The organism is Pseudomonas cremoris, from assembly GCF_014230465.1.
Genome location: NZ_JAAXCY010000012.1, coordinates 98,633 through 118,824 on the forward strand (window position 1 = coordinate 98,633; position 20,192 = coordinate 118,824).

At 59.1% G+C, this 20,192-nt stretch carries 19 protein-coding genes; 14 read left to right on the forward strand and 5 right to left on the reverse strand.

Going from position 1 to position 20,192, the window contains the following annotated elements:
- Positions 1-76: 76 nt before the first annotated feature.
- From HF257_RS26580 to HF257_RS26590, 3 genes are read left to right on the forward strand one after another with little or no spacing between them, the layout of a single operon-like run.
- Entirely contained in the window at positions 77-1,504 is a 1,428-nt protein-coding gene (locus HF257_RS26580; protein WP_185709041.1) for a nucleobase:cation symporter-2 family protein, read from the forward strand.
- 13 nt (positions 1,505-1,517) lie between these two features.
- Positions 1,518-1,979 (forward strand): LEA type 2 family protein, encoded by a 462-nt coding sequence (locus tag HF257_RS26585; RefSeq protein WP_185709040.1) that lies wholly within the window; start codon positions 1,518-1,520, stop codon positions 1,977-1,979.
- A gap of 5 nt (positions 1,980-1,984) precedes the next feature.
- Positions 1,985-2,536: a GNAT family N-acetyltransferase gene (locus HF257_RS26590; RefSeq protein ID WP_185709039.1), complete on the forward strand. Its 552-nt coding sequence runs from the start codon at positions 1,985-1,987 to the stop codon at positions 2,534-2,536.
- A gap of 109 nt (positions 2,537-2,645) precedes the next feature.
- Here HF257_RS26590 and HF257_RS26595 read toward each other — a convergent pair whose 3' ends face one another.
- A complete protein-coding gene (locus HF257_RS26595) occupies positions 2,646-3,572 on the reverse strand; it encodes a carbon-nitrogen hydrolase family protein (protein ID WP_185709038.1) in 927 nt (308 codons plus the stop codon).
- A gap of 82 nt (positions 3,573-3,654) precedes the next feature.
- Between HF257_RS26595 and HF257_RS26600 the strand changes: the two genes are divergently transcribed.
- Positions 3,655-4,569, forward strand: a complete 915-nt coding sequence (locus tag HF257_RS26600; protein ID WP_185709037.1) for a LysR family transcriptional regulator — start codon at positions 3,655-3,657, stop codon at positions 4,567-4,569.
- On the opposite strand, the gene HF257_RS26605 is transcribed toward HF257_RS26600, so the two are convergent.
- The gene (locus tag HF257_RS26605) at positions 4,541-4,795 is read right to left on the reverse strand and encodes a hypothetical protein (RefSeq protein ID WP_003190904.1); all 255 of its coding nucleotides are present in this window, start codon (positions 4,793-4,795) and stop codon (positions 4,541-4,543) included. The two genes, HF257_RS26600 and HF257_RS26605, sit on opposite strands and share 29 nt — an antisense overlap.
- 163 nt (positions 4,796-4,958) lie before the next feature.
- Between HF257_RS26605 and HF257_RS26610 the strand changes: the two genes are divergently transcribed.
- On the forward strand, positions 4,959-5,279 hold the full coding sequence (locus tag HF257_RS26610; protein WP_010172915.1) for a DUF883 family protein: 321 nt from the start codon (positions 4,959-4,961) through the stop codon (positions 5,277-5,279).
- Between the two features lie 33 nt (positions 5,280-5,312).
- On the opposite strand, the gene HF257_RS26615 is transcribed toward HF257_RS26610, so the two are convergent.
- Positions 5,313-6,350, reverse strand: a complete 1,038-nt coding sequence (locus tag HF257_RS26615) for an Ldh family oxidoreductase (protein WP_185709036.1) — start codon at positions 6,348-6,350, stop codon at positions 5,313-5,315.
- A 203-nt stretch (positions 6,351-6,553) separates the two neighbouring features.
- On the opposite strand from HF257_RS26615, the gene HF257_RS26620 reads away from it, so the two are divergent.
- Positions 6,554-11,746, forward strand: coding sequence for a dermonecrotic toxin domain-containing protein (locus HF257_RS26620; protein WP_185709035.1), 5,193 nt, complete (start codon positions 6,554-6,556; stop codon positions 11,744-11,746).
- Between the two features lie 19 nt (positions 11,747-11,765).
- Here HF257_RS26620 and HF257_RS26625 read toward each other — a convergent pair whose 3' ends face one another.
- Positions 11,766-12,035 (reverse strand): PepSY domain-containing protein, encoded by a 270-nt coding sequence (locus HF257_RS26625; RefSeq protein WP_185709034.1) that lies wholly within the window; start codon positions 12,033-12,035, stop codon positions 11,766-11,768.
- A gap of 141 nt (positions 12,036-12,176) precedes the next feature.
- On the opposite strand from HF257_RS26625, the gene HF257_RS26630 reads away from it, so the two are divergent.
- From HF257_RS26630 to HF257_RS26660, 7 genes are all read left to right on the forward strand, one after another.
- Positions 12,177-13,172, forward strand: a complete 996-nt coding sequence (locus tag HF257_RS26630; protein ID WP_185709033.1) for a FecR family protein — start codon at positions 12,177-12,179, stop codon at positions 13,170-13,172.
- A gap of 330 nt (positions 13,173-13,502) precedes the next feature.
- Positions 13,503-13,952, forward strand: coding sequence for a hypothetical protein (locus tag HF257_RS26635; protein ID WP_185709032.1), 450 nt, complete (start codon positions 13,503-13,505; stop codon positions 13,950-13,952).
- 1 nt (position 13,953) lies between these two features.
- The gene (locus tag HF257_RS26640; RefSeq protein ID WP_185709031.1) at positions 13,954-14,520 is read left to right on the forward strand and encodes an adhesin; all 567 of its coding nucleotides are present in this window, start codon (positions 13,954-13,956) and stop codon (positions 14,518-14,520) included.
- A gap of 68 nt (positions 14,521-14,588) precedes the next feature.
- Positions 14,589-15,308 (forward strand): heme utilization protein, encoded by a 720-nt coding sequence (locus HF257_RS26645; RefSeq protein WP_185709030.1) that lies wholly within the window; start codon positions 14,589-14,591, stop codon positions 15,306-15,308.
- Positions 15,309-15,371: 63 nt separating this feature from the next.
- The gene (locus HF257_RS26650; protein ID WP_185709029.1) at positions 15,372-16,049 is read left to right on the forward strand and encodes a C39 family peptidase; all 678 of its coding nucleotides are present in this window, start codon (positions 15,372-15,374) and stop codon (positions 16,047-16,049) included.
- A gap of 41 nt (positions 16,050-16,090) precedes the next feature.
- Positions 16,091-16,837, forward strand: a complete 747-nt coding sequence (locus tag HF257_RS26655; protein WP_185709028.1) for a hypothetical protein — start codon at positions 16,091-16,093, stop codon at positions 16,835-16,837.
- Positions 16,838-16,886: 49 nt separating this feature from the next.
- Positions 16,887-18,191, forward strand: coding sequence for a hypothetical protein (locus HF257_RS26660; RefSeq protein ID WP_185709027.1), 1,305 nt, complete (start codon positions 16,887-16,889; stop codon positions 18,189-18,191).
- Positions 18,192-18,260: 69 nt separating this feature from the next.
- Here HF257_RS26660 and HF257_RS26665 read toward each other — a convergent pair whose 3' ends face one another.
- Positions 18,261-19,586: a sigma-54 dependent transcriptional regulator gene (locus HF257_RS26665; RefSeq protein ID WP_185709026.1), complete on the reverse strand. Its 1,326-nt coding sequence runs from the start codon at positions 19,584-19,586 to the stop codon at positions 18,261-18,263.
- 344 nt (positions 19,587-19,930) lie between these two features.
- On the opposite strand from HF257_RS26665, the gene HF257_RS26670 reads away from it, so the two are divergent.
- Complete coding sequence (locus tag HF257_RS26670) at positions 19,931-20,191, forward strand: hypothetical protein (protein WP_185709025.1); 261 nt, start codon at positions 19,931-19,933, stop codon at positions 20,189-20,191.
- The last annotated feature ends 1 nt before the right edge of the window (position 20,192 follow it).

Here is a 20,192-nt window from a genome sequence, read left to right on the forward strand (position 1 = left end):
AAATATTTTTTTACACTTCTGACGACTGGCGCTTTCTGGCATCCTGCGCCTCCCATTTCTGACCCGAGCCCGCATTTTGTCTGACGCTCAAGCCCCCCGCCCCCGTTATAAATCCGACCTGATCTACGGCCTGGAAGACCGCCCGCACTTCACCGCAGCAATTTTTGCAGCGCTGCAGCACGTGCTCGCCAGTTTCGTCGGCATCATCACGCCCACCCTGATTGTCGGCGGCGTACTCGGCCTGGAAAGCGAAGTGCCCTACCTGGTGAGCATGGCGCTGTTCGTGTCGGGGCTGGGTACCTTTGTGCAGGCGCGCAAGTTCGGGCCTATCGGTTCGGGGCTGTTGTGCCTGCAAGGCACCAGCTTTTCGTTTATCAGCGTGATCCTCAGCGCAGGGTTCATGGTCAAGGCGCGGGGCGGCGGCACCGACGAAATCCTTTCGACGATCTTTGGTATCTGCTTTTTTGCGGCGTTTATCGAAGTGGTGCTCAGCCAGTTCATCGGCAAGCTGCGCAAGCTGATCACCCCGGTGGTCACCGGCACCATCATCACCCTGATGGGCTTGTCGCTGATCAAGGTGGCGGTCACCGACATGGCCGGCGGCTTTGGCGCCAAAGACCTGGGCGCAGCCGGCAACATGGGCCTGGCGGCGCTGGTGCTGCTGACCATCGTGGTGCTCAACCGCTTCAGCAATCCGTTCCTGCGCCTGGGTTCGATTGTGATCGGCCTGACGTTGGGCTTTATCGTCGCCTGGATGATGGGCCGTGTGGACCTGGCGGCGTTGCCCCAGGTGCCCCTGGTCAGCGTGCCGGTGCCGTTCAAGTACGGTTTTTCGTTCGACTGGGTGGCGTTTATCCCGGTGGCGGTGATCTTCCTGATTTCGCCTTTGGAAGCGGCCGGTGACCTGACGGCCAACTCGATGATTTCCCAGCAGCCGGTCAAGGGGCCGCTGTATATCAAGCGCATCAAGTCGGGCTTGTTGGCTGACGGCCTCAACTCGGCAATGGCCGCGACCTTCAACAGCTTGCCGATGGTGACCTTCGCCCAGAACAACGGCGTGATCCAGTTGACCGGCGTGGCCAGCCGTTACGTGGCGTACTTCATCGCTGGCCTGTTGGTGCTGCTGGGGTTGTTCCCGATGATCGGCGCAGTGCTGCAACTGATGCCCAAGCCGGTACTGGGCGGTGCCACCCTGATCATGTTCGGCACCGTGGCCGTGGCGGGGATCAAGATTCTCGCCGAAGCCGGGCTGCATCGCCGCAATGTGCTGATCGTAGCCATCTCCCTCGGCATGGGCCTGGGCGTCGCTGCCGTGCCGGAAGTGCTGCGTGACCTGCCCAAGGCGCTGCACAACATCTTTGAATCGCCGATCACCGTGGGCGCGTTCTGTGCAATCCTGCTGAACATTTTCCTGCCGGAAGAGTTCATAGAGCTGGAAGAAGATGAATTTGATCCGGAGTCCTCTACCCTCAAAGTGATGCAGGACCCGGACGTCACGAAATAGGAGCACCTTTTATATGCGCAAGCTCATGGTTCTATCGCTACTGCTGCTGACCTTGAGCTCCTGCGCGCTGTTCCCCAACCGCGACCCGGTAAATATCACGGTGGTGGGCATCGAGCCCCTACAGAGCCAGGACCTGGAAGTGCGTTTTGCCGTGAAACTGCGGGTGCAAAACCCCAATGAAACGGCCATCGACTACAACGGCGTGGCCCTGGACCTGGACGTCAATGGCCGGCCGTTGGCGTCGGGGGTGAGTGATCAAAGCGGCTCCATCCCACGTTTTTCCGAGACGGTTCTGACGGTACCGGTGAGCGTTTCTGCGTTCACTGTGTTACGCCAGACCCTGGGCCTGAGCCAAACCCAAAGCCTGAACAACCTGCCCTACGTGCTGCGGGGCAAACTGGCCGGTGGCCTGTTTGGCACGATGCGCTTTATCGACCGTGGCACCCTGGACCTGCCAAACACTGCCACCTGGTGAACGCCATGCAACCGACGCTGTACACCGAGCGACTGATCCTGCGTCCATTGACCCTCGACGATGCCGAGGCCACCCAGCAGCAATTTCCCCATTGGGAAGTGGTGCGCTACCTCAACGCCGTGGTGCCTTGGCCCTACCCGGCCGACGGCGCGCGCAGCTATCTGGAGCACGTCGCGTTGCCCGCCATGGCGCGCGGCAAGGAATGGCATTGGTCGATCCGCCTCAAAAGCGCACCTGAGGTGCTGATCGGCAACGTCTGCCTGTCGGATACCGTGGACGACAACCGTGGTTTTTGGCTGGGCCCGCAATGGCAGGGCCTGGGGCTGATGACCGAAGCCAGTGCGGCGGTGACCGATTACTGGTTTGGCGTGCTCGAACGCCCGGTATTGCGTGTGCCCAAGGCAGCCCCCAACCTGGGTTCGCGGCGGATCTCCGAGCGTGAGGGGATGCGCCTGATCAGGACCGATGAGGGCCAGTTCGTTGAAGGCACCTTCCCCCGGGATATTTGGGAGATGACCCGCGAGGAATGGCTTGAACTCAAATCCCCCAGTCGATAAAGATCCAATGTGGGAGCGGGCTTGCTCGCGAAAGCGGTGGGTCAGTCGAAATATAGGTAACTGAAACACCGCTTTCGCGAGCAAGCCCGCTCCCACATTTGAACTGCGTTTAATCAGTGATGAAGCGAACTCCAGGCTTTTCCCGCTCATCCACCACCAACTCGAATACATCCGGCCGCGCATAGTGCCCCACCACGTCATAGTCATACCGCGCCCGCACCAGGTCATCGGTATTGATCTGCGCGGTCAACAACCCCGCCTCTCCCACCAAGGGCCCCGCCAGAATGTCGCCCATCGGCCCGACAATCACGCTGCCGCCAGCGATCAGCGGGCGCTCTGCCGGCCAATTGGCAATCTCCAGCCCCAGTTCTGCCGGTGATGCCTGCACCTGGCATGCGCTCACCACAAAGCAGCGGCCTTCGTGGGCCACGTGGCGCATGCTCACCTGCCACATCTCGCGTTCATCCACCGTGGGCGCGCACCACACCTCCACACCCTTGGCGTACATGGCGGTACGCAGCAGCGGCATCATGTTTTCCCAGCACACTGCGCCGCCGATACGTCCTACGGCTGAGTCGATCACTGGCAAGGTCGAACCGTCGCCCTTGCCCCAGATCAGCCGCTCGGTGCCGGTGGGCATCAGTTTGCGGTGTTTGGCCACTAGGCCGCCTACCGGTTCGAAATACAGCACGGTGCAGTACAAGGTGTTGCCACAGCGTTCGATCACACCCAGTACCAAGCTCGCGCCGGTGCGCGCTGACAGACCCGCCAATGCGTCGATCTCGGCGCCGGGTACGTCGATGGCATTGGCAAAATAACGGGCGAATGCTTCGCGACCTTCCGGCAGGCGGTAACCCAATTGCGTGCCGAATCCTTCACCTTTGGGATAGCCACCAAGCAAGGCCTCGGGCATCACCACCAATTGCGCGCCGCTGCGTGTGATTTCCCCTTCATAGCTGAGAATTTGCGCCAGGGTTTCGCCCTTACCGCCTGGCAAAGAACCGATCTGCAGGGCCGCCACAGTAGAAACAGACATCACGATGACTCCGAAAAAATGGGGTTGCCCATTCTCCAGCCAGCCTCGATCATGAATAAAGCCCACTTCACTGCTGAATGATATGAGCCAAACAAATATCGCCCAGGTCGATCTCAACCTGCTCAAAACCTTTGAAGCGCTGCACGATGACTCCAGTGCCAGCCGCGCGGCGTTGCGCCTGGGGGTAACGCAATCGGCCATCAGCGCCGGGCTGCGGCGCCTGCGCGAGGTGTATGGCGATCAATTGTTCGTGCGCACCGGCCGTGGGTTGGCGCCGACCTTGCGCGCCAACCAGCTGAAACCGGTGATTAGCGAAGCGCTGGAGCGCTGCCGACAAAGCCTGGCGATGGTCAATCCGGACAACCAGCAGTACCAGGGCCGCTCAGTGGTACTGGGGTTGTCGGATGATTTCGAGATTGCCTATGGTCGTCGGCTGATGGACGAAATCGCCCGGCGTGCGCCGAAGCTGAGGGTGATTTTCCGTCAGACCCACAGCCAGATTGTCGCGGGTGCCCTGCTCGACCGTAGCCTGGACCTGGCGATTACCGCCGGTGGTTTTGCCCAAGGCAGGCTGAGTCGTCAAGTCTTGGGGGAAGGTGATTACCGCTGCCTTTTGGACTCGGACCAGACAACCATCAGCCTGGACGAATTCGTCACCCGCGAGCATGTGCTGGTGTCATCCGGCGGGTTTATCGGGATTACCGATGAAGGCTTGGCAGCGCAAGGGCTGAGCCGCCAGGTGTGCGCGTCCACCAGCCACTTTGCCGCGCTGCCCTATTTGCTCAAGGGTAGCCAGGCGGTGGCGACCATTCCCGGGCATGCCGCGCAAGCCATTGCTGTGCTGACCGGCCTGCAGGTGTTGCCCTGCCCGCTGGCGCTGCCACGCTACCCGGTGGAGTTGGGCTGGCGCACCCAGGCGCAACTCGACCCGCTGCTGCTCAAAGTGCGTGAAGCGATTGTGGCGAGCTTTACTTCGCCGCCGCCATCAACTTGTTGACCTCGCTGCGCACCATGTTGGAGAACTCCGGCGGCGACATGCCGTCGAGTTCTGCACGCACCCATTCGGCCCACTTGCCTTTGCGCTTGGCGCGCTCGCCGAACAATCGGGCGGCTTCGCCCTTGGCCTTGCCCAGGTTGGTTTGCCACAGGTCGTAGAGCCGGGACTTTTCATCTTCCAGCTCGGCGCGTTCGGCGAGGGTCTTGTTGGCCAGATTGAAGCTCATGTTGAATTACCTGCTGCACAAATAGGCGACATCTTACACTGTAGGTCGAATTTTCCTGTTTCGGATTTCGCTCAAAACCAGCCACCAGCAAAAAAACTGCAACTTTTGCCGACGCCCGCCACTCCATTGTTCACTGTCACATTCACCTGCAAGGAGTTACCCAATGGCCCGCAAATCTGCCGCCCAAGCCGTCGAAGAACAAATCAAGGATCAGGCCTTCAGTGAACTGACGGCGTTGATTGAAGAGTCGGACAAACTGCTTAAAAGCAGCGCCTCCCTGGTGGGCGAAGAAGGCGAGACCCTGCGTGAACAGGTCGCCATCAAGCTCAAGCAGGCCCTGGACTCGGTGTCCAACGTGCGTGAACGCAGCAAGCCGGTGGTGGATGCCACCGAAACCTACATCGGTGGCCACCCGTGGCAGACCGTGGCGATTTCCGCAGGCTTTGGCCTGGTGGTGGGCCTGCTGCTGGGCCGTCGCAACTGAGTACAAATGGCTGCGCCCCGTGCGCAGCCTTTTTCAGGCGTTTGCCAGGTCGCGCAAGTGCTGTAATTCGTCAGCATCCACCAGTATCCCTTCCTGTTCGGCCTTGGCCCGTGCCCGATGTCGCCGGTCTCCCGGTAACCGTCGCAACCCCGCCGCATGCATCTGCCGCACCAATTCCTGGCTGCGCTCGGCGAACGCCTGGCCGCTGGTTTTGCTCGGGTCGATGACGATCAACAGTTGACCGGTCCATGGCGTACGCGCACCGGGATGGTCCGACCAGTCAAATTCAAATGAGAAGTTGCCCCCCGTCAGTGCTGCCGCGAGCAACTCGACCATCATCGACAGCGCCGACCCTTTGTGCCCGCCAAACGGCAGCAACGCGCCGCCTTCCAGGATGGCCTTGGGGTCTTGCGTGGGCTGGCCCAGGCCATCGACGCCCATGCCCGGCGGCAAGCGCTCGCCTTTGCGCGCCGCGATCTGCACGTCGCCATGGGCGATGGCGCTGGTGGCCAGGTCAAACACGATCGGCAAGCCATCGGCACGCGGTGCGGCGAAGGCAATGGGGTTAGTGCCAAACAACGGGCGGTCGGCGCCGTGGGGCACCACACAGGTCATGCTGTTGACCACGCTCAATGCCACCAGCCCCTGCTCGGCGAACGGTTCGACATCCGGCCACAAAGCCGCAAAGTGATGGGAATTGTGAATCGCCAGCAAGGCGATCCCGGCGCTGCGGGCTTTTTCTATCAGCAGCGCCCTAGCCGCTTCCAGCGCGGGCTGGGCAAACCCATTGCCGGCGTCCACCCGCACAAACCCACTGGCCACATCCGTGACCTGGGGCACTGCGCGGCCATTCACCCAACCGCTGGCCAGGGTGCTGATGTAACCGGGAATACGGAAAATACCATGGCTATGGGCACCATCGCGCTCGGCGCTGGCGCAGTTGTTGGCGAGGATCGCAGCCACCTCGGGTGATGTGCCATGGCACACGAATACCTGCTGCAGCAACGCCACCAGCGCACTGAAGCCTATGGAGACATTGGAACCCTCAACGACCTTGGACGGCGTAGACATCTGAAGCTCCGAATTATGATTGGAAGGGGCAACAAGACGGGTAATTCAAGCCCGTGATTAAACAACGCGCCCGCGGCCTGCTGTCAATCGACTTTGTGCAGGGGTGGTTTCTGCGGCAGCTATCTACCGCCTGAACGGCGCGATCGCTCCCTAACGTGCTGCTCTTCATTAATGCCGCCCTCGGCCCAGATAAAGAGCAAGTCATGGCCCATGTAACGCCGCCGTATTTTTTTGATGAGTACCTGCGCCCAATCACTCGCAAACACCCCACCGACCGCGAACGCGCACTGGGTTTGACCCTCAAGGATGTCAACTGGCTCGGCACGGTGTACATCGCCAACCATAGCGGGCGCCAGGATCGCGACGAACCGATGACCGTAGAAAGGCTGATAGTGGAAAGGCCCGGCATGCCTTCAATTGCACTTGCCGGCGCATTCATGATGAGCCCGACCCCTGATGAGAAAAAGGCTGTGCTGTACACCCCCTACGGCGGTATCGAGGTATTCGAGCAGCGGGACGAATGCCTTTCCGAGTTAACGCAACGCTTGAAAAACCCAACTCTATACATTGATTTAATTAGATTTTTACCCATAGGTCAGCGCAATGCGTTCACTCCTACAAGCACCTTCACCCTCACCACTGCCACGGTTGAGCACTGGGTGTTTCAAGACCAGCAAAAAACCATCATGGCCAATCAGGCGCACGATCTGCAACGCATGCATGAAGCGCTGCGCACCCTGCCCACGCTCCCCGAGTGGATCGATGCCGTGCTCGAAAGTATCGGGACAGGAACCTTATATTTTCAAGGCCTCCCCCTTAACGACACGCGGGTCAACAGTTTCATGGCCTCAACGGATGACTACCCAAACGACCTACCACGCTGGGTGGGCTCGGCCACCTTGGCAGAAACCCTGCTGCAGTACTATGCCAAGTCCGCGTGGCCAGAGGACCGTACACGCACCTTCGTCAACCCCAAGCATGACACCCGCAGTTTTACCCCGGCCCAACGCAAGCAAGACGTGGAGCGCTGGGAAAGCCTGGTGCAGCATGGCGCCGCCGTCCTCACCAAGATACTGAGCTTTTTGTTGGAAGCGTGGTGGCACTCCCCAATCACTCAAGACGAGTCTCACCCGGAACAGTCCCGCATGGAGTTCTTCGCACAGGTGATGAGCGACAAGTTCCGTGTGGACCTGCTGTTCAAGCGCCAGAGTGAAAGCAACATCCTTTCTTCAGAAGAGGCCCGCGGCTTGCTTGCCGTTTTTATTCCCGACCGGACAGCTCGTCGTGCCTGGAACACCACCTTGCATATCGAGAAGGTCAACATCTACGCGCCCTACCAGCATTATGTGGAGCTTGCCGCCACCTTGCTGATGAGTGACGAGCATGCCTACTTGTACACCCAGTCGCGCGGGCTGCAAGTGCTCAAGGATGTCGATGACTTGAACGACACGCTGTTGAGCATGCTCAAGGCCGCCGGGCATCAGGACGAACTGCTGAACTTCCTGTCCCTGGAGGAGCGCAGCGTGTACCTCGCCATGCGTGGCGTGCAGGTCAGCGGGCAACCGGTAGAGGGCAGTGTGTTCGGTGAGATGGTCAGGGGTATTTACGACAAGCACATCAGTAACCTGGAGCACGCGCTCACGCTGTTCCGCCGCAGTGAAGGCACGGTGAACCTGACCGCCCTGCTCGACTGCTCCCTGGACATACGCCATATGCTCGACAGCCGCCTATTGGAGCTTGATACCCAAGGGCGTTGGAGCCTGCACCCGGTCAACAGCGGCAACGGCCGACCGTCAACCGTGTCAGCCGAGCGCGCCAAGCTGCACTTGCAGGCGCTGACCGTGGATGAAGACAGCTTGCTCAAACTACGTGCAAAGCACCCCACCTTGCGCAGCCTTGCGACAAAAGCCCTGAACGAGGAAATGAAAAAGCGCTACCTGGAGCTGGATGCCAGCAACGTCTACATCAACACCTACCCCAGCGAAGCGCAGGACAGGGAAGAACGTCTGCCGCAGTCATCGGTGAACATGGTCGAGCATTTCATCCAATACCTGGCCAATGCCGCCGGGGATGTTGGCAGCACGCCTCGTATCGGTTTTTATGCCGCCCGTGATGCGGGTGCAGCCCTGAGCTGGAATGGCATCAATAGTCGCGTTTTCAATGCGGTGATCAAGCAGGTCGCAGCCTCTTTCGTCGAGCGAGACGTACGCATGCTGCCCAAGCGGTTCCTGAAAAACCACGATGACGTGATGGTCAAGGCCTTTATGCACGGCCTGCGTAGCGAGGCCGAGTTGCGCCAGCTCAATCACACCTTGAGCCCAGACCATTACGCGATCCTTGATACGGTATTGCGCCCGGACAGCATGACCCGCGACAAGCGCCATGGGCTGAAAGGCTTTTTGCCGGACGCCTTCGAGTTGACGGTGACGCTCAACGAGGGCAAAAAACTTCACCCGCTGGCCAATTGCTTTGTACTGACCGAGCGCGGCGGTCTCGACCCGCATCTCTCAGGCAAGGTGGTGCTGTGGACACCGCAGTACGGCTATGAGCCATTCACTTCGCTGATTACTCTGCGCCAGACACTCGAACAGCGCCTGAAGCACTCCAGCCAACGCACCGCACTGCTGATGAACCTGCCCATCAGCCTTCGTCCGCCTCACCAGCAGTACCTTCTGGGGCCATTACAGCGTATCGACGAGCATTTTTTACACAACCGCCAACAGAGCCAGCTCGCTCACCATCTCGATACCCTCGATTACTGGCTTGCCATGTCGCTGGGGCCAAAACAATTGCAAGACCGCCTGGATGATGAGATGGGACGAATGGCACCCTCCAATATCGGCAGGGCCAAAGCCATTGCGACCGCCATGGTTCAACAACAGGGCCTGCCCGCTTGGTTGGGTATGGCGTCGGTCGCGGATCAGTTGCTGCATGCCGAACTGCTTGAGCAATACCGTTTAAGCGCCCCCGACAACCTGGATTACCTGCACAGCCTGCCGACCTTGCATGAACACGTCGCCGAACGCTTGGGCGCCTTACTCCAGGCGCGCTTCCCCGACGATGCGCTGGCCCCTGAAAACATCCTTATCCCCGCACGTGTGCTGCTCAACGGGCACACCCAAAGCCTGGTCGATTTTGCCCAACGCCATTTGCCCGACCTGCAACCCGACAACCTCACACCCAAGGCGCGCGGTACCGCGCCCTTGCCAACCTCGCTGGATGGCCATTCGATTGTGCAACTGGTGCGCCAGCTGGACATCGGCAAAACCTACCGCGACTTGCTTACCACCCACCTCACCGCCGATACCGAAGACGCCCGCCAGCGCCGCGATCTGTTTTGCCAACAACTGCCCTGGCAAGTGCTGCGCCATGCCCATGAGGAATACCTGGAAGAACGTCTGAGCCCATCGTCCTGGGGGTTTATCCAGCAAATCTTCGATATGCCGGACGCCGTTGCCCGGGATGCCGTCATCGGCGCAACGGCGATGATCCGCCCGATGGAACTGATCGCCACACCTGGGGCGGTACCGGCGAAGGTGCAAGGTGTGTATGTGATCGGCCCAAAAGCCAACGCCACCGGCCCGCTGGTGCTCTATGCGCCTTATGCCCCGTTCAGCGTATTGAAGGAGTACGGCACCGAGGAAGAACTGCTGGACGATATCAACGCCGCTGGCCCGCTGCAGGAGTGGATCCTCCGCCAGTTGGGCGACCCCGATCAGGCGACGTTTCGCAATCGCTTCAAACAACCGACACGCCCGGAAGAAAAAAAACCTGAACCGGTCAACCTGGCATCGAACCCCATCATAGGTAACATCCTGCGCCAACTGTTCCACGACAATGCCGAGCAATTGCTGGACATGCTTTCCTGCCAATTCAAGGAAGGTGGCAGGCATCCGTGGGATGGCATGACCAGCCTGCTGCGCAAGGGCATTCCCATGGCACTGCAGTTTATTGGGGGCAAACTCAAATTCCCCCTAGTGGTATGGCGCAGCTTCAAACTCTTCGAGGCCAGCGCCGAAGACCTGCAAGAGCAGCGCTTTAGCGCCGGCTTGCGCAAGTTTATCCAGGGTGTGGCAACCATGGCCTCGCTGCGCAAGGAGCTCGATGCGTTGCTCCCATCTGACACCGGACCTGTACCGCCCGGCGAATCCGCTGCCCCGCCAGGCCCATTGCCGGCCACCACGGTCGACACGCTGGATATAACCAACCCGGTGCGCACGCGAATGCGGCGGTTCGAGGACATGACAGTGGCACTGACCGACCTGAAATTGGACCCACGCAGTCATGTGTATACCCAGCCGGTCAACAACCGCACCTACGTCCCTGTGGCCGGGCGGGTTTACCCGGTGACAAGAAGCGGTGACGGTTGGCGCATAAGCCTTGCCAGGGAACTGGGCCCGTTTGTCGAGCGCACCGCGCAGGGCCAGTGGGTGCTGGACTTGTCCGAGCGTGAACCCCGCTTCGGCCCAACGCTGTCGCGCTACAGAGGCCTGGCGGTCACCCGTAGAACAGAGCGCGACTCCATCAATATTGAAGCGGAAGGCATGCCGGCCATTCGAGGGCTGAGCCGGGATATGGGGCTCGCCATCGACAGGGCACTTACCACTGCGCTGTATTACACCAACACATGCCAACGCAACCTGACGTTGTTTGCTCAACAACGCGATCCCAACTCAACAGTCGGTCGGTTCTTGGGCGAAATGTTCGGCGTTGTTACCTTGAGCCCGGACCAGGCAGCAAGAATACAAAATCGCGTCGCACAGATCATGGCGGTGCTGACCGAGGAAGACTTGCTTGCCTTGAACTCTGATCGTTTCGTCTATGGCCGTGCCCGTTGGCCCGAGGATGATGCCTACGCATTTGTGATCCCGGAGGATGCAACGCGAAGAATTTACTTGCTGGACCCCTTTTTCGAGACGGGCATGGAAATCTACCAAGGGCTCCTGCAAGACAACGCCTTCGACGTACACGACCACGCACGGGCCGCCACCCTGATTCATGAAATCAGCCACTTGGCGTACATGACCGAAGACTTCGCCTACCTAGACACCGTGCGGCCCTTTGTGGACCTTATCCGGGTCAGCGACGCACAGGGACTGCGTCTGCATACGGCACTGTCCAACCTGCGAAGCACAGCGTTTTCAGTGCTCACACCGGCAACGATGCTGTTCAAGACCTGGGATAACTTGCAACAGCAATGGCACGATATTGGGCATACGGGATCGACAAAGGTGCGCGACAAGATATTGCATCTTACCGGCGCCAGGACACTGGACGATGCCCGGCACATATTCATGAGCAATATTGACCGCCGAATAGACATCATCCTGGGTAACGCAGACTCGGTGACCTTTCTGATTACGCACTTGGGAAGGCAGTTGGAACCGGGGGCCTGAACAGGCCCCCGGGAGCGTGTCAGTCTTTCTGATCGCGCAGCACATTGCCCGAGGCACCATCGATGCGCGCCTCGTACACCGTGCCGTCGGACTTGCGCCCTTTGACTTCCCAGTACCCTTTATCGTCGGCCTCAGCGGCGTAGACCTCGACATAACCGGCCTTGGTCTTCGCCACTTCAATCGCCTTCTCGATAGGGATCCAGCCGGCGCCCGGCTTATCGGCCAGCGCGGCACCTGCGCTGAGCAGGGCGGAGGTTGCACACAGGGCGACTAAGGTTTTCTTCAGCATGTTCGTTCTCCATTGTGGGAATGTCCTGAATGATTAGGAGGCGCCCAAACGAGAATAAGTTCCAATTGATGTGCAATCGCCATGATGGCTGTTCTCGCCACCTGCCTCGGAGGTTAGAATGCGGGAAATCAGGACGTTTAAATGACAGAAAAGTCTCTTTCAGAAGCCGAATATGACGCCATCACCGACGCCGCTGCGCATTGGTGCATGCGTTTGCATGCGCACGATTGCACCGCTGCCGAGCGCCAGGCTTTTGAACAGTGGCACGATGCCCATCCGCTGCACGCCTTTGAATACGCGGCGATGCTCGAAATCTGGGACGTTGCCGACCACCTGCCACGCGTTGAACCCACTGCAGTGGTGGTGCCGTTCACACCCCGCAGCCGATTGCGCACCTACGCCATCGCGGCGGCCATTAGCCTGGTTGCGTTGCCTCTCGCCGCGTTTACCGGCTGGGAAGCCGGCTGGTTGCCAAGCTCATACGAACACTATGACGCCGCCAACGGTTTGCGCCAGGTCACCCTGGGCGATGGCAGCCAAGTGGAGCTCAACCTGGGTACCGAACTGGTCTACAGCAACTACAAGGACCAGCGCCGCGTCACGCTGAAAAAAGGCGAAGCGTTTTTCAAGGTCAGCCATGACAGCGCCCACCCGTTTATCGTTCACGCGGGCGAAGGCCAGGTGCGAGTCACCGGTACCCAATTCAACGTCTGGAAATATGAAGACCACGTGCGAGTGATGCTGCTCCAAGGCTCGGTACAGATCTCCAGCGACCGAGTACACGGCAGCGTGCCTCTCACCCCCGGCATGCAGGCAAGCTACCGCCAGGGCGATGCGACGCCATCCGTGCAGGCGATCAATCCCAACGACACCGCCTTGGCGTGGCGCCAGGGCAAGCTGATCCTCGACAACCTGGCCCTGGCCGATGCGTTGCCCCTGATCAATCGGTACCTGAACAAACCGGTCATGCTGGCAGACGCCAACACCGGAGCGATTCGTATCGGCGGCATCTACAACATCACTGAGGTCAACAACCTCGTGCCCTCCTTGCCCAAAGTCCTGCCGGTCTACCTGACCCAGAACCAGGACGGCAATCCCGTACTCAACTCGATTCCGCGTAAAGCCCCCAAAAGCTGAGCCTTGCCCTGCTGGGCCGGGCCTTTTTTGCGCCTGCAGTGTCCATTTTTTTTACACACCCCTGCCCTGGACCGCCCACGTTGAGCGGATTCATCGTTTTGTCATGCGCGGTGTTTCAGTGCTGAGACAAACGGGTGAACCGTTTGCGCTGTGGTCAGGTCGGCGTGGATTCACAGGGTGCTGTCTCACAGCTGATACAGCGTTGCCATCACTTTGCCCTGCATTAATTGCAAGCCATTGAAAAACTAATACAAATAAAAAGCGGCACGCCTTCTGCTCTATCCCTTACAGCGCTGTTTAGGGTCAGCGCGAAGAATAAGGAATATTGCCGTGGTCACTCACACACAAGGTTCATTGAGCCTCCTCCTGATCAGCTGCGTACTGAGTACCAGCGTGAGCCTTCCAGTGCTCGCTGCGGGTGATGGTGTGATTGTGATCCAGCGTCAGGTGCAGGGTCACATGTATGGCCGTACCGCCGGCACCGACCCGAACCCCACTACCGCCAATGCCAACCCGTCCGGCCAAATCCTGCGTGCAACCAGTTTTGAACTGAACGATAGCGATATCGCCGGGATCAGCAGTGGCGCCAGCATCACTCGCACCATTATGCCGGGCGGCAACCTCCCAGGTTTCAGCAACAACGGCGGCGGGGTCGGCCTTGGCGCAGGCGCAGCAGCCAGCCACAGCGGCGGCAGCAGCATCTCCGGCACTGTCAACAGCGCGGTCTCCAGCGGACTCGCGCCCCTGAACAACATCGGTAGCATGGTCGGGGGGCGTTGAGATGAACCGTTCCTGGATATTTCTTGCACTGCTGGGCTGCGGGGCCGCGATGGCCGACAGCAGCACCAACAATGCAACCATCGATAACTCCGGCAAGCAGTACAACGGCGTAGTCACGATCAACCAGGCCGCCGGTGACCAGCAGCAACTGAGCAACAACGTTGCCATCGCAGTGGGCCACAACGCCCAGGCAAACATCAATGTCACCCAGAACATCAGCGGCGCACCCGCCGACCGCTCCCTGAACGCCAAGGCGTCGATCCAGGGCAACTCCTTCAGCAACGGCAACGGCGTACTGAGCATCAACCAGTCCGCCGGAGCCCAGAACCAATCAATCAATGCCGTGCGCATCAGCATCAATGCTGGCCCGCAAAGCATCGATGACAGTGTCATGTCGCAACAGAACGTTGCGCTTGCAACAGACTCAGGGTCGACCCCTACCACTGGCAGCCGCCAGGTCGTTACCAGCGACCAGGCCTTCACCGGCAGCCGTGGAGTGGTACAGGTCGTCCAGAGCGCCGGGGTGGGGAACCGAGTGGCTAACACCCTGAACTTACGACTCAACTGATGGAGCTGAGTCGGATAGCTAGACCGTACCAACACTTAACCAACTAAATAGAAGCAAGGAGAAACACCATGAAACCTACAATGGCTCTCAAACCACTGGTTTTCGCTCTGACTGCTCTGATGGCAATTGCTGCACAGGCCCATGGTGGTGGCGGTAGCACCCCTCCTCCAACCACACCGGCCCCGACTTCGGCCAGCGCCACCTCCAACGACGGCCAAAGCAACCATGGCAACGTGGTGCTCAATGACAAGACCAAAAACAACGCTTCGGCCAATGACTCGTTCAACCACAACAGCGGCGTGAACAACGCCAACGTTCTGAGCGGTGACAATAACCAAGGCAAAAACGACGTAGTCGTCCAAAATGCCGATGCTGATTTCGTGTTCGCCACCGTGAACTCCGCGCAATCGAACACCGGTAACCTGGTGATCAACAGCGGCACCAAAAACAATGCTTCGATCAACGACAGTGGCAACAACGCCTCGGGCATTCAACAGCTGAACGTTGCGGCGGGCACCTCTAACCAAGGCAGCAACAGCACTGTAGTTCAGTCGAACAAAGACGGTACTGGCGGCGCTGCAACCATCAATGGTGTGCAGGATGTATCCGGCAACCTCACTGTTAACCTGAGCAGCGGCCATGGCTGGAACACCAAGCCAGTCACCAACAATGCCAGCGTGAACAACTCGATCAACTACGGTTCTGGCGTGTTGAACTCCAACACTCTGGCGGGCAGCAACAACCAAGGTCAGAACAACGTAGTCGTGCAGTCCACCACTCGCTTCTGATCCAGATAGGGCCTTGGCAACAAGGCCCTTTTTTCATTCCAGTGTCCAACAGGTCATACGATCATGCGCCTCGTTGCCTTCCTCCTCCTGCTAGCACTCACCGGCCCGACCTGGGCAGGGAACATGGCGATTGTCATGCCCGGTGGTGGGTTGATCTACAAGAAGGTCGAGAGCATCCGCGAGCGCAAATTCGCAAACCTGGTGGAACAGAAAACCGATTTCAGCTGTGGCGCTGCCGCACTGGCGACCATCCTGCGTCAGGCCTATTGGATGGATGTGGACGAAGACCACGTTATCAAGGGCATGCTGGTCAACGCCGACCAGGACCTGGTGCGCACCCAAGGCTTCTCGATGCTCGACATGAAGCGCTATCTGGAAAGCATCGGCATGCGTGCCAAGGGCTACCGGATCAATGCGGACGTGCTGGTCACTGTCAAAGTCCCCGTTGTGGTGCTGCTGGATATTCGTGGCTACAAGCACTTCGTGGTGTTGCAGCGCGCCGACAAGGACTGGGTCTACATCGGCGACCCCGTGCTGGGCCACAAGCGTTACACAAAGGACGACTTCATCAAGGGCTGGAACGGCATCGTATTCGCCGTACTGGGTGAAGGCTACGACAAGGCCAACGCCCTGCTCTCTCCACCGACCCCACTGACCGCCAAGAACCAGCTGAACGAGTTCAGCCCTGTGCGTGACAGCGAACTGATGGACTTCGGATTCATTCAAAGCGACTTCTTCTAGAAAGAGGCGCAATAAGGGGCAGGACGCTCCAGGAGCAGACGATGAACACTTACCGTTGGCTGACGGTCATGTGCCTGGCAGCCTCAATGCCCGCTTACGCGTCATCGGCCTTCAAGCCTATCGAACTCAAGGATTCGGAAATGGCTGACCTGCGCGGGCGTTATGTAATGCCTGGGCGGATCATCAGTTTTGGCATTGTGATGAGCACCACCTGGACCAACTCCGCAGGTGACAGCATCACTGGCACCGCCAACATGCAGATCAACTCGTCGACCGTTACCCCGCAATTCTATGTCACCACCACCAGCACCACCGGCAACGGCTCTACCCCCAACACCGGCACCGGCACCGTCGTCGGCGGCGCAGGCCTGGGTAGCGGCCAGGGCGTGACACAAAGCGTGCGTGCGGCCGGCGACGGCAACACCGCCAACAACGGCGTAGACATCAATGTCACGCAAAACGGCTTCGCGGCAGCGAATGTCGTGCAGTCGGGCAAGGCATTGGTGGCCGGCCAGACCATCACCGGTGATAGCGGCGCTGGCCAAGTCAGTGTCTCGGCCAAGAATGGCGGGCTGCAAATGGCCGTCCTGGCCAGCAATAACCAGGGCAATGTGCTGCAGCAGATTGGGGGCGGCAACGTCAACCAAAGCACGCTGATCACCGGCAATCTCAACGCGATCACCAACCTCACACAGATCAACGTGGTGATGGGCAACAACAACCTCAACACCATCACCCGCAGCCTTAACCTTGATCAACTCAAAGGACTACGCACTATCGGTTATTGAACTACGCTGAGCCACGACACTTACGCATTAAAAAGGGACGGCTTACTTCATGCATCGATCTTTATCGTTACGTGCCGTGGTTTGTTTGAGTACGCTCCTACCGGCAACAATGCTGTATGCCGCGCCGGACGCCGATATTGAAACGCTTAAACAGGAATTGCTGGAACTCAAGCAACGTTACGAAGTGCAGCAAAAAGCACTGGCGGTATTGGAACAACGGGTCAGGCAAGTCGAAGATCAGCCTGCAACACCGGCCCCCAAGCGCTTGGCCAAGTCCCCTGCTGATTTCAGCAAAGGGACCACTGTGGCCGGCGCGCCGGGCGTAGGTGCGGCGGCGGCCTCGGGCGGTGCCGGCGGCGGCAGCTCCTATGGGCAAAGCCTCAAGGACGACTCGGCACCCGCGCAGAGCGTGAGCAACTTGTACAACGAGGCCAGCGGCTTTTTCGGCGATGGCAAGTTCAGCTTTGAAACCGGCATCACCTATGCCCGCTACGATGCGAGACAGTTGACGCTTAACGGCTTTTTGGCGCTGGACTCGATCTTTCTCGGCAACATCAACCTGGACCGGATCAAGTCCGATAACTGGACCCTGGACCTGACCGGGCGCTATAACCTGGATAACCGCTGGCAGTTCGACATTAACGTGCCGGTGGTGTACCGCGAATCGACTTACCAGTCAGGCGGCGCCAATAACAGCGGCACCACGACCTCCGAAGGGGACGTCACACGTGACCCCACCATTGGCGACGTTAACTTCGGCATTGCTTACAAGTTCCTCGACGAGTCCGACAGCCTGCCGGATGCGGTGTTCTCGGTACGGGTCAAGGCGCCTACCGGTAAAGAACCCTATGGCATCAAGCTGATCGCCTCGCCCAACAACGACAACCTCTACGTGCCGGAAAGCCTGCCGACAGGTAACGGCGTCTGGTCGGTCACACCGGGGATCTCCCTGGTCAAGACCTTCGACCCGGCCGTGCTGTTCGGTTCGTTCTCCTATACCCACAACTTCGAAGATTCGTTCGACGACATCAGCTCCAACGTCGGCCAGAAGGTGGGGGGCAAGGTCAGCCTTGGCGACAGCTTCCAAGTGGGCGTCGGTGTAGCGTTCGCGTTGAACGAGAAGATGAGTATGTCGTTCTCGGTGTCCGACCTGATCCAGCGCAAGAGCAAGCTCAAGCCTGACGGCGGGGACTGGCAATCGGTGGTTTCAAGCGATGCCAACGCGGGTTATTTCAACGTCGGCATGACCATCGCGGCAACGCCGAACCTGACGATCGTGCCGAACTTGGCAATTGGTATGACAGACGATGCGCCAGACTTTACGTTCAGCCTGAAATTCCCGTATTACTTCTGACGGAGTTCATAACAAAGGAAAAGCCCCGCAACGATAAGGGTCGTTGCGGGGCTTTTCGGTTTACCCGCCCTAGCGGATCTGGTGTTTGTGCAGCAATCGGTAGAACGTCGGTCGGGAAACCCCCAAGACTCGGGCCGCGACACTCAGGTTGTCGCTGTGTCGATTGAGCACATCGCACAGCGCCTGACGCTCGGCACGGTGCTTATAGTCTTCCAGTGTAGCCATCGGCGGTGAAATTGCCTGTTCAGCCTGTAATCCCAGATCAACGGCTTCAATCTGGCGCCCCTCGGCGAGCACCAGGCCGCGTCGTACGCGGTTGGCCAGCTCACGCACGTTGCCCGGCCACGGGTGTTTGCCCATGGCGTCGAGCGCTTCTTCACTAAAACTTCGAGGGCGGCGGCCGGTTTCCTGGCTGTAGAACCGGGCAAAGTGGTTGGCCAGCATCGCCACATCGCCATGACGGTCGCGCAATGGCGCGGTCACCACTTGCAGCACATTCAGCCGGTAATACAAGTCTTCACGAAACGTGCCTTTGGCAACGGCAGCCTCCAGGTCGACGTGGGTCGCAGCCAGCACACGCACGTCCACAGGAATGGGCTGGCTACCACCGACGCGCTCGATCTGTTTTTCCTGAAGGAAACGCAGCAAGTTGGCCTGCAGTTCCATCGGCAGATCTCCGATTTCGTCCAGGAACAGTGTGCCGCCGTTGGCCGCTTCAATTCGCCCGACCTTGCGCTGATGGGCGCCGGTAAACGCACCCTTCTCATGGCCAAACAGTTCGGATTGAATCAAATGTTCCGGGATCGCCCCGCAGTTGATCGCCACAAACGGCTTGGCGTGACGCTGGGATTTGCGATGCAAAGTCTTGGCTGCCAGCTCTTTGCCGGTACCGCTGTCGCCACGAATCAACACCGGGGACTCGGTGGGCGCCAGCTTCGCCAACAATTTGCGCAATTCACGGATGGAGCGGCTGTCACCCAACAGTTCATGTTCCGGCTCATCCACCGGGGTGCTGCCCTTGCCGCGCAGTCGTGCCATGCCGAAGGCACGGCCCAGGGTGACCTGCACGCGAGCCACGTCGAAAGGCAACGTGTGGAAGTCAAAAAACCACTCGCAGACGAAATCACCGACGTTTTGCAGGCGTAGCACATCCTGGCTGAGCACAGCGATCCACTCGGTGCCACTGCGGCCAATCAGCTCTTTGACCGCCTCCGGGCGTTCCAGGTGATAGGGCTGCAAGCGCAGTAAGCCGACGTCACAGGAACGGTCACCGACTGCTGCCAAGGCACAACTGTCGACCTCCCACCCGGCGGTGCGCAAACCGGGCAACAGCCCATGACAGTCGTCACACGGATCGACCACAAGCAAGCGGCGCTGGGGAGGTGTAACAATCATGACTATTCCTTGGCGCCAAAATTGTTAAAGTTATTTAGAAACAATGATTTGTGACGCCTGGCGCTAACACTAGCAAGGTCTTGACGCGACGCTTGTACCGTTTCGCTATAAGTGTGGGCAAAAAGCCACTTACCCGTGTTTTCAGCGAAAAAGTACCGCGGTGGCGAAACTTTCATTCAGCTTTCAAAACAGCCGCTTACATGACACCAATCAGAAAAAGTTAAAAAATATTGCACTAACATGTGACCCGTACCCCGCCATCGTGCATCAGTACAAGTAACCCGCCGCACGGTCAGCCCAACCGCCGGCACTCACTTGAATGGGCAATGAGAGAGACAACCCACATGAACGCCCCGCTCCGCATCAACGAAGCTCTTTTGATCGCAGACCGTGCCTTCCAGCCCTTTCAGTGCGTGGCCTGGCATGACGGCAATGGCGCCCTCAGCCTGAGCGTCATCGACCGCACCAATACCCGCATCGGCAGCAAACAACTGTCATCGAGCGCCTATACCGACCCGGCGCAATTGGAAGACTTGTTGTTGCAGGCCCGCGCCGAACTCGATAAAAGTGGCTACCGGTTGCAGTCCTGGGCAATGCCCAAGTAAC

Excerpts from the sequence above, each read along its gene's own strand:
- HF257_RS26585 (WP_185709040.1), top strand. The coding sequence starts at position 1,518 with ATGCGCAAGCTCATGGTTCTATCGCTACTGCTGCTGACCTTGAGCTCC.
- HF257_RS26590 (WP_185709039.1), top strand. The coding sequence starts at position 1,985 with ATGCAACCGACGCTGTACACCGAGCGACTGATCCTGCGTCCATTGACC.
- HF257_RS26595 (WP_185709038.1), bottom strand. The coding sequence starts at position 3,572 with ATGTCTGTTTCTACTGTGGCGGCCCTGCAGATCGGTTCTTTGCCAGGC.
- HF257_RS26600 (WP_185709037.1), top strand. The coding sequence starts at position 3,655 with ATGAGCCAAACAAATATCGCCCAGGTCGATCTCAACCTGCTCAAAACC.
- HF257_RS26605 (WP_003190904.1), bottom strand. The coding sequence starts at position 4,795 with ATGAGCTTCAATCTGGCCAACAAGACCCTCGCCGAACGCGCCGAGCTG.
- HF257_RS26610 (WP_010172915.1), top strand. The coding sequence starts at position 4,959 with ATGGCCCGCAAATCTGCCGCCCAAGCCGTCGAAGAACAAATCAAGGAT.
- HF257_RS26615 (WP_185709036.1), bottom strand. The coding sequence starts at position 6,350 with ATGTCTACGCCGTCCAAGGTCGTTGAGGGTTCCAATGTCTCCATAGGC.
- HF257_RS26620 (WP_185709035.1), top strand. The coding sequence starts at position 6,554 with ATGGCCCATGTAACGCCGCCGTATTTTTTTGATGAGTACCTGCGCCCA.
- HF257_RS26625 (WP_185709034.1), bottom strand. The coding sequence starts at position 12,035 with ATGCTGAAGAAAACCTTAGTCGCCCTGTGTGCAACCTCCGCCCTGCTC.
- HF257_RS26630 (WP_185709033.1), top strand. The coding sequence starts at position 12,177 with ATGACAGAAAAGTCTCTTTCAGAAGCCGAATATGACGCCATCACCGAC.
- HF257_RS26640 (WP_185709031.1), top strand. The coding sequence starts at position 13,954 with ATGAACCGTTCCTGGATATTTCTTGCACTGCTGGGCTGCGGGGCCGCG.
- HF257_RS26645 (WP_185709030.1), top strand. The coding sequence starts at position 14,589 with ATGAAACCTACAATGGCTCTCAAACCACTGGTTTTCGCTCTGACTGCT.
- HF257_RS26650 (WP_185709029.1), top strand. The coding sequence starts at position 15,372 with ATGCGCCTCGTTGCCTTCCTCCTCCTGCTAGCACTCACCGGCCCGACC.
- HF257_RS26655 (WP_185709028.1), top strand. The coding sequence starts at position 16,091 with ATGAACACTTACCGTTGGCTGACGGTCATGTGCCTGGCAGCCTCAATG.
- HF257_RS26660 (WP_185709027.1), top strand. The coding sequence starts at position 16,887 with ATGCATCGATCTTTATCGTTACGTGCCGTGGTTTGTTTGAGTACGCTC.
- HF257_RS26665 (WP_185709026.1), bottom strand. The coding sequence starts at position 19,586 with ATGATTGTTACACCTCCCCAGCGCCGCTTGCTTGTGGTCGATCCGTGT.
- HF257_RS26670 (WP_185709025.1), top strand. The coding sequence starts at position 19,931 with ATGAACGCCCCGCTCCGCATCAACGAAGCTCTTTTGATCGCAGACCGT.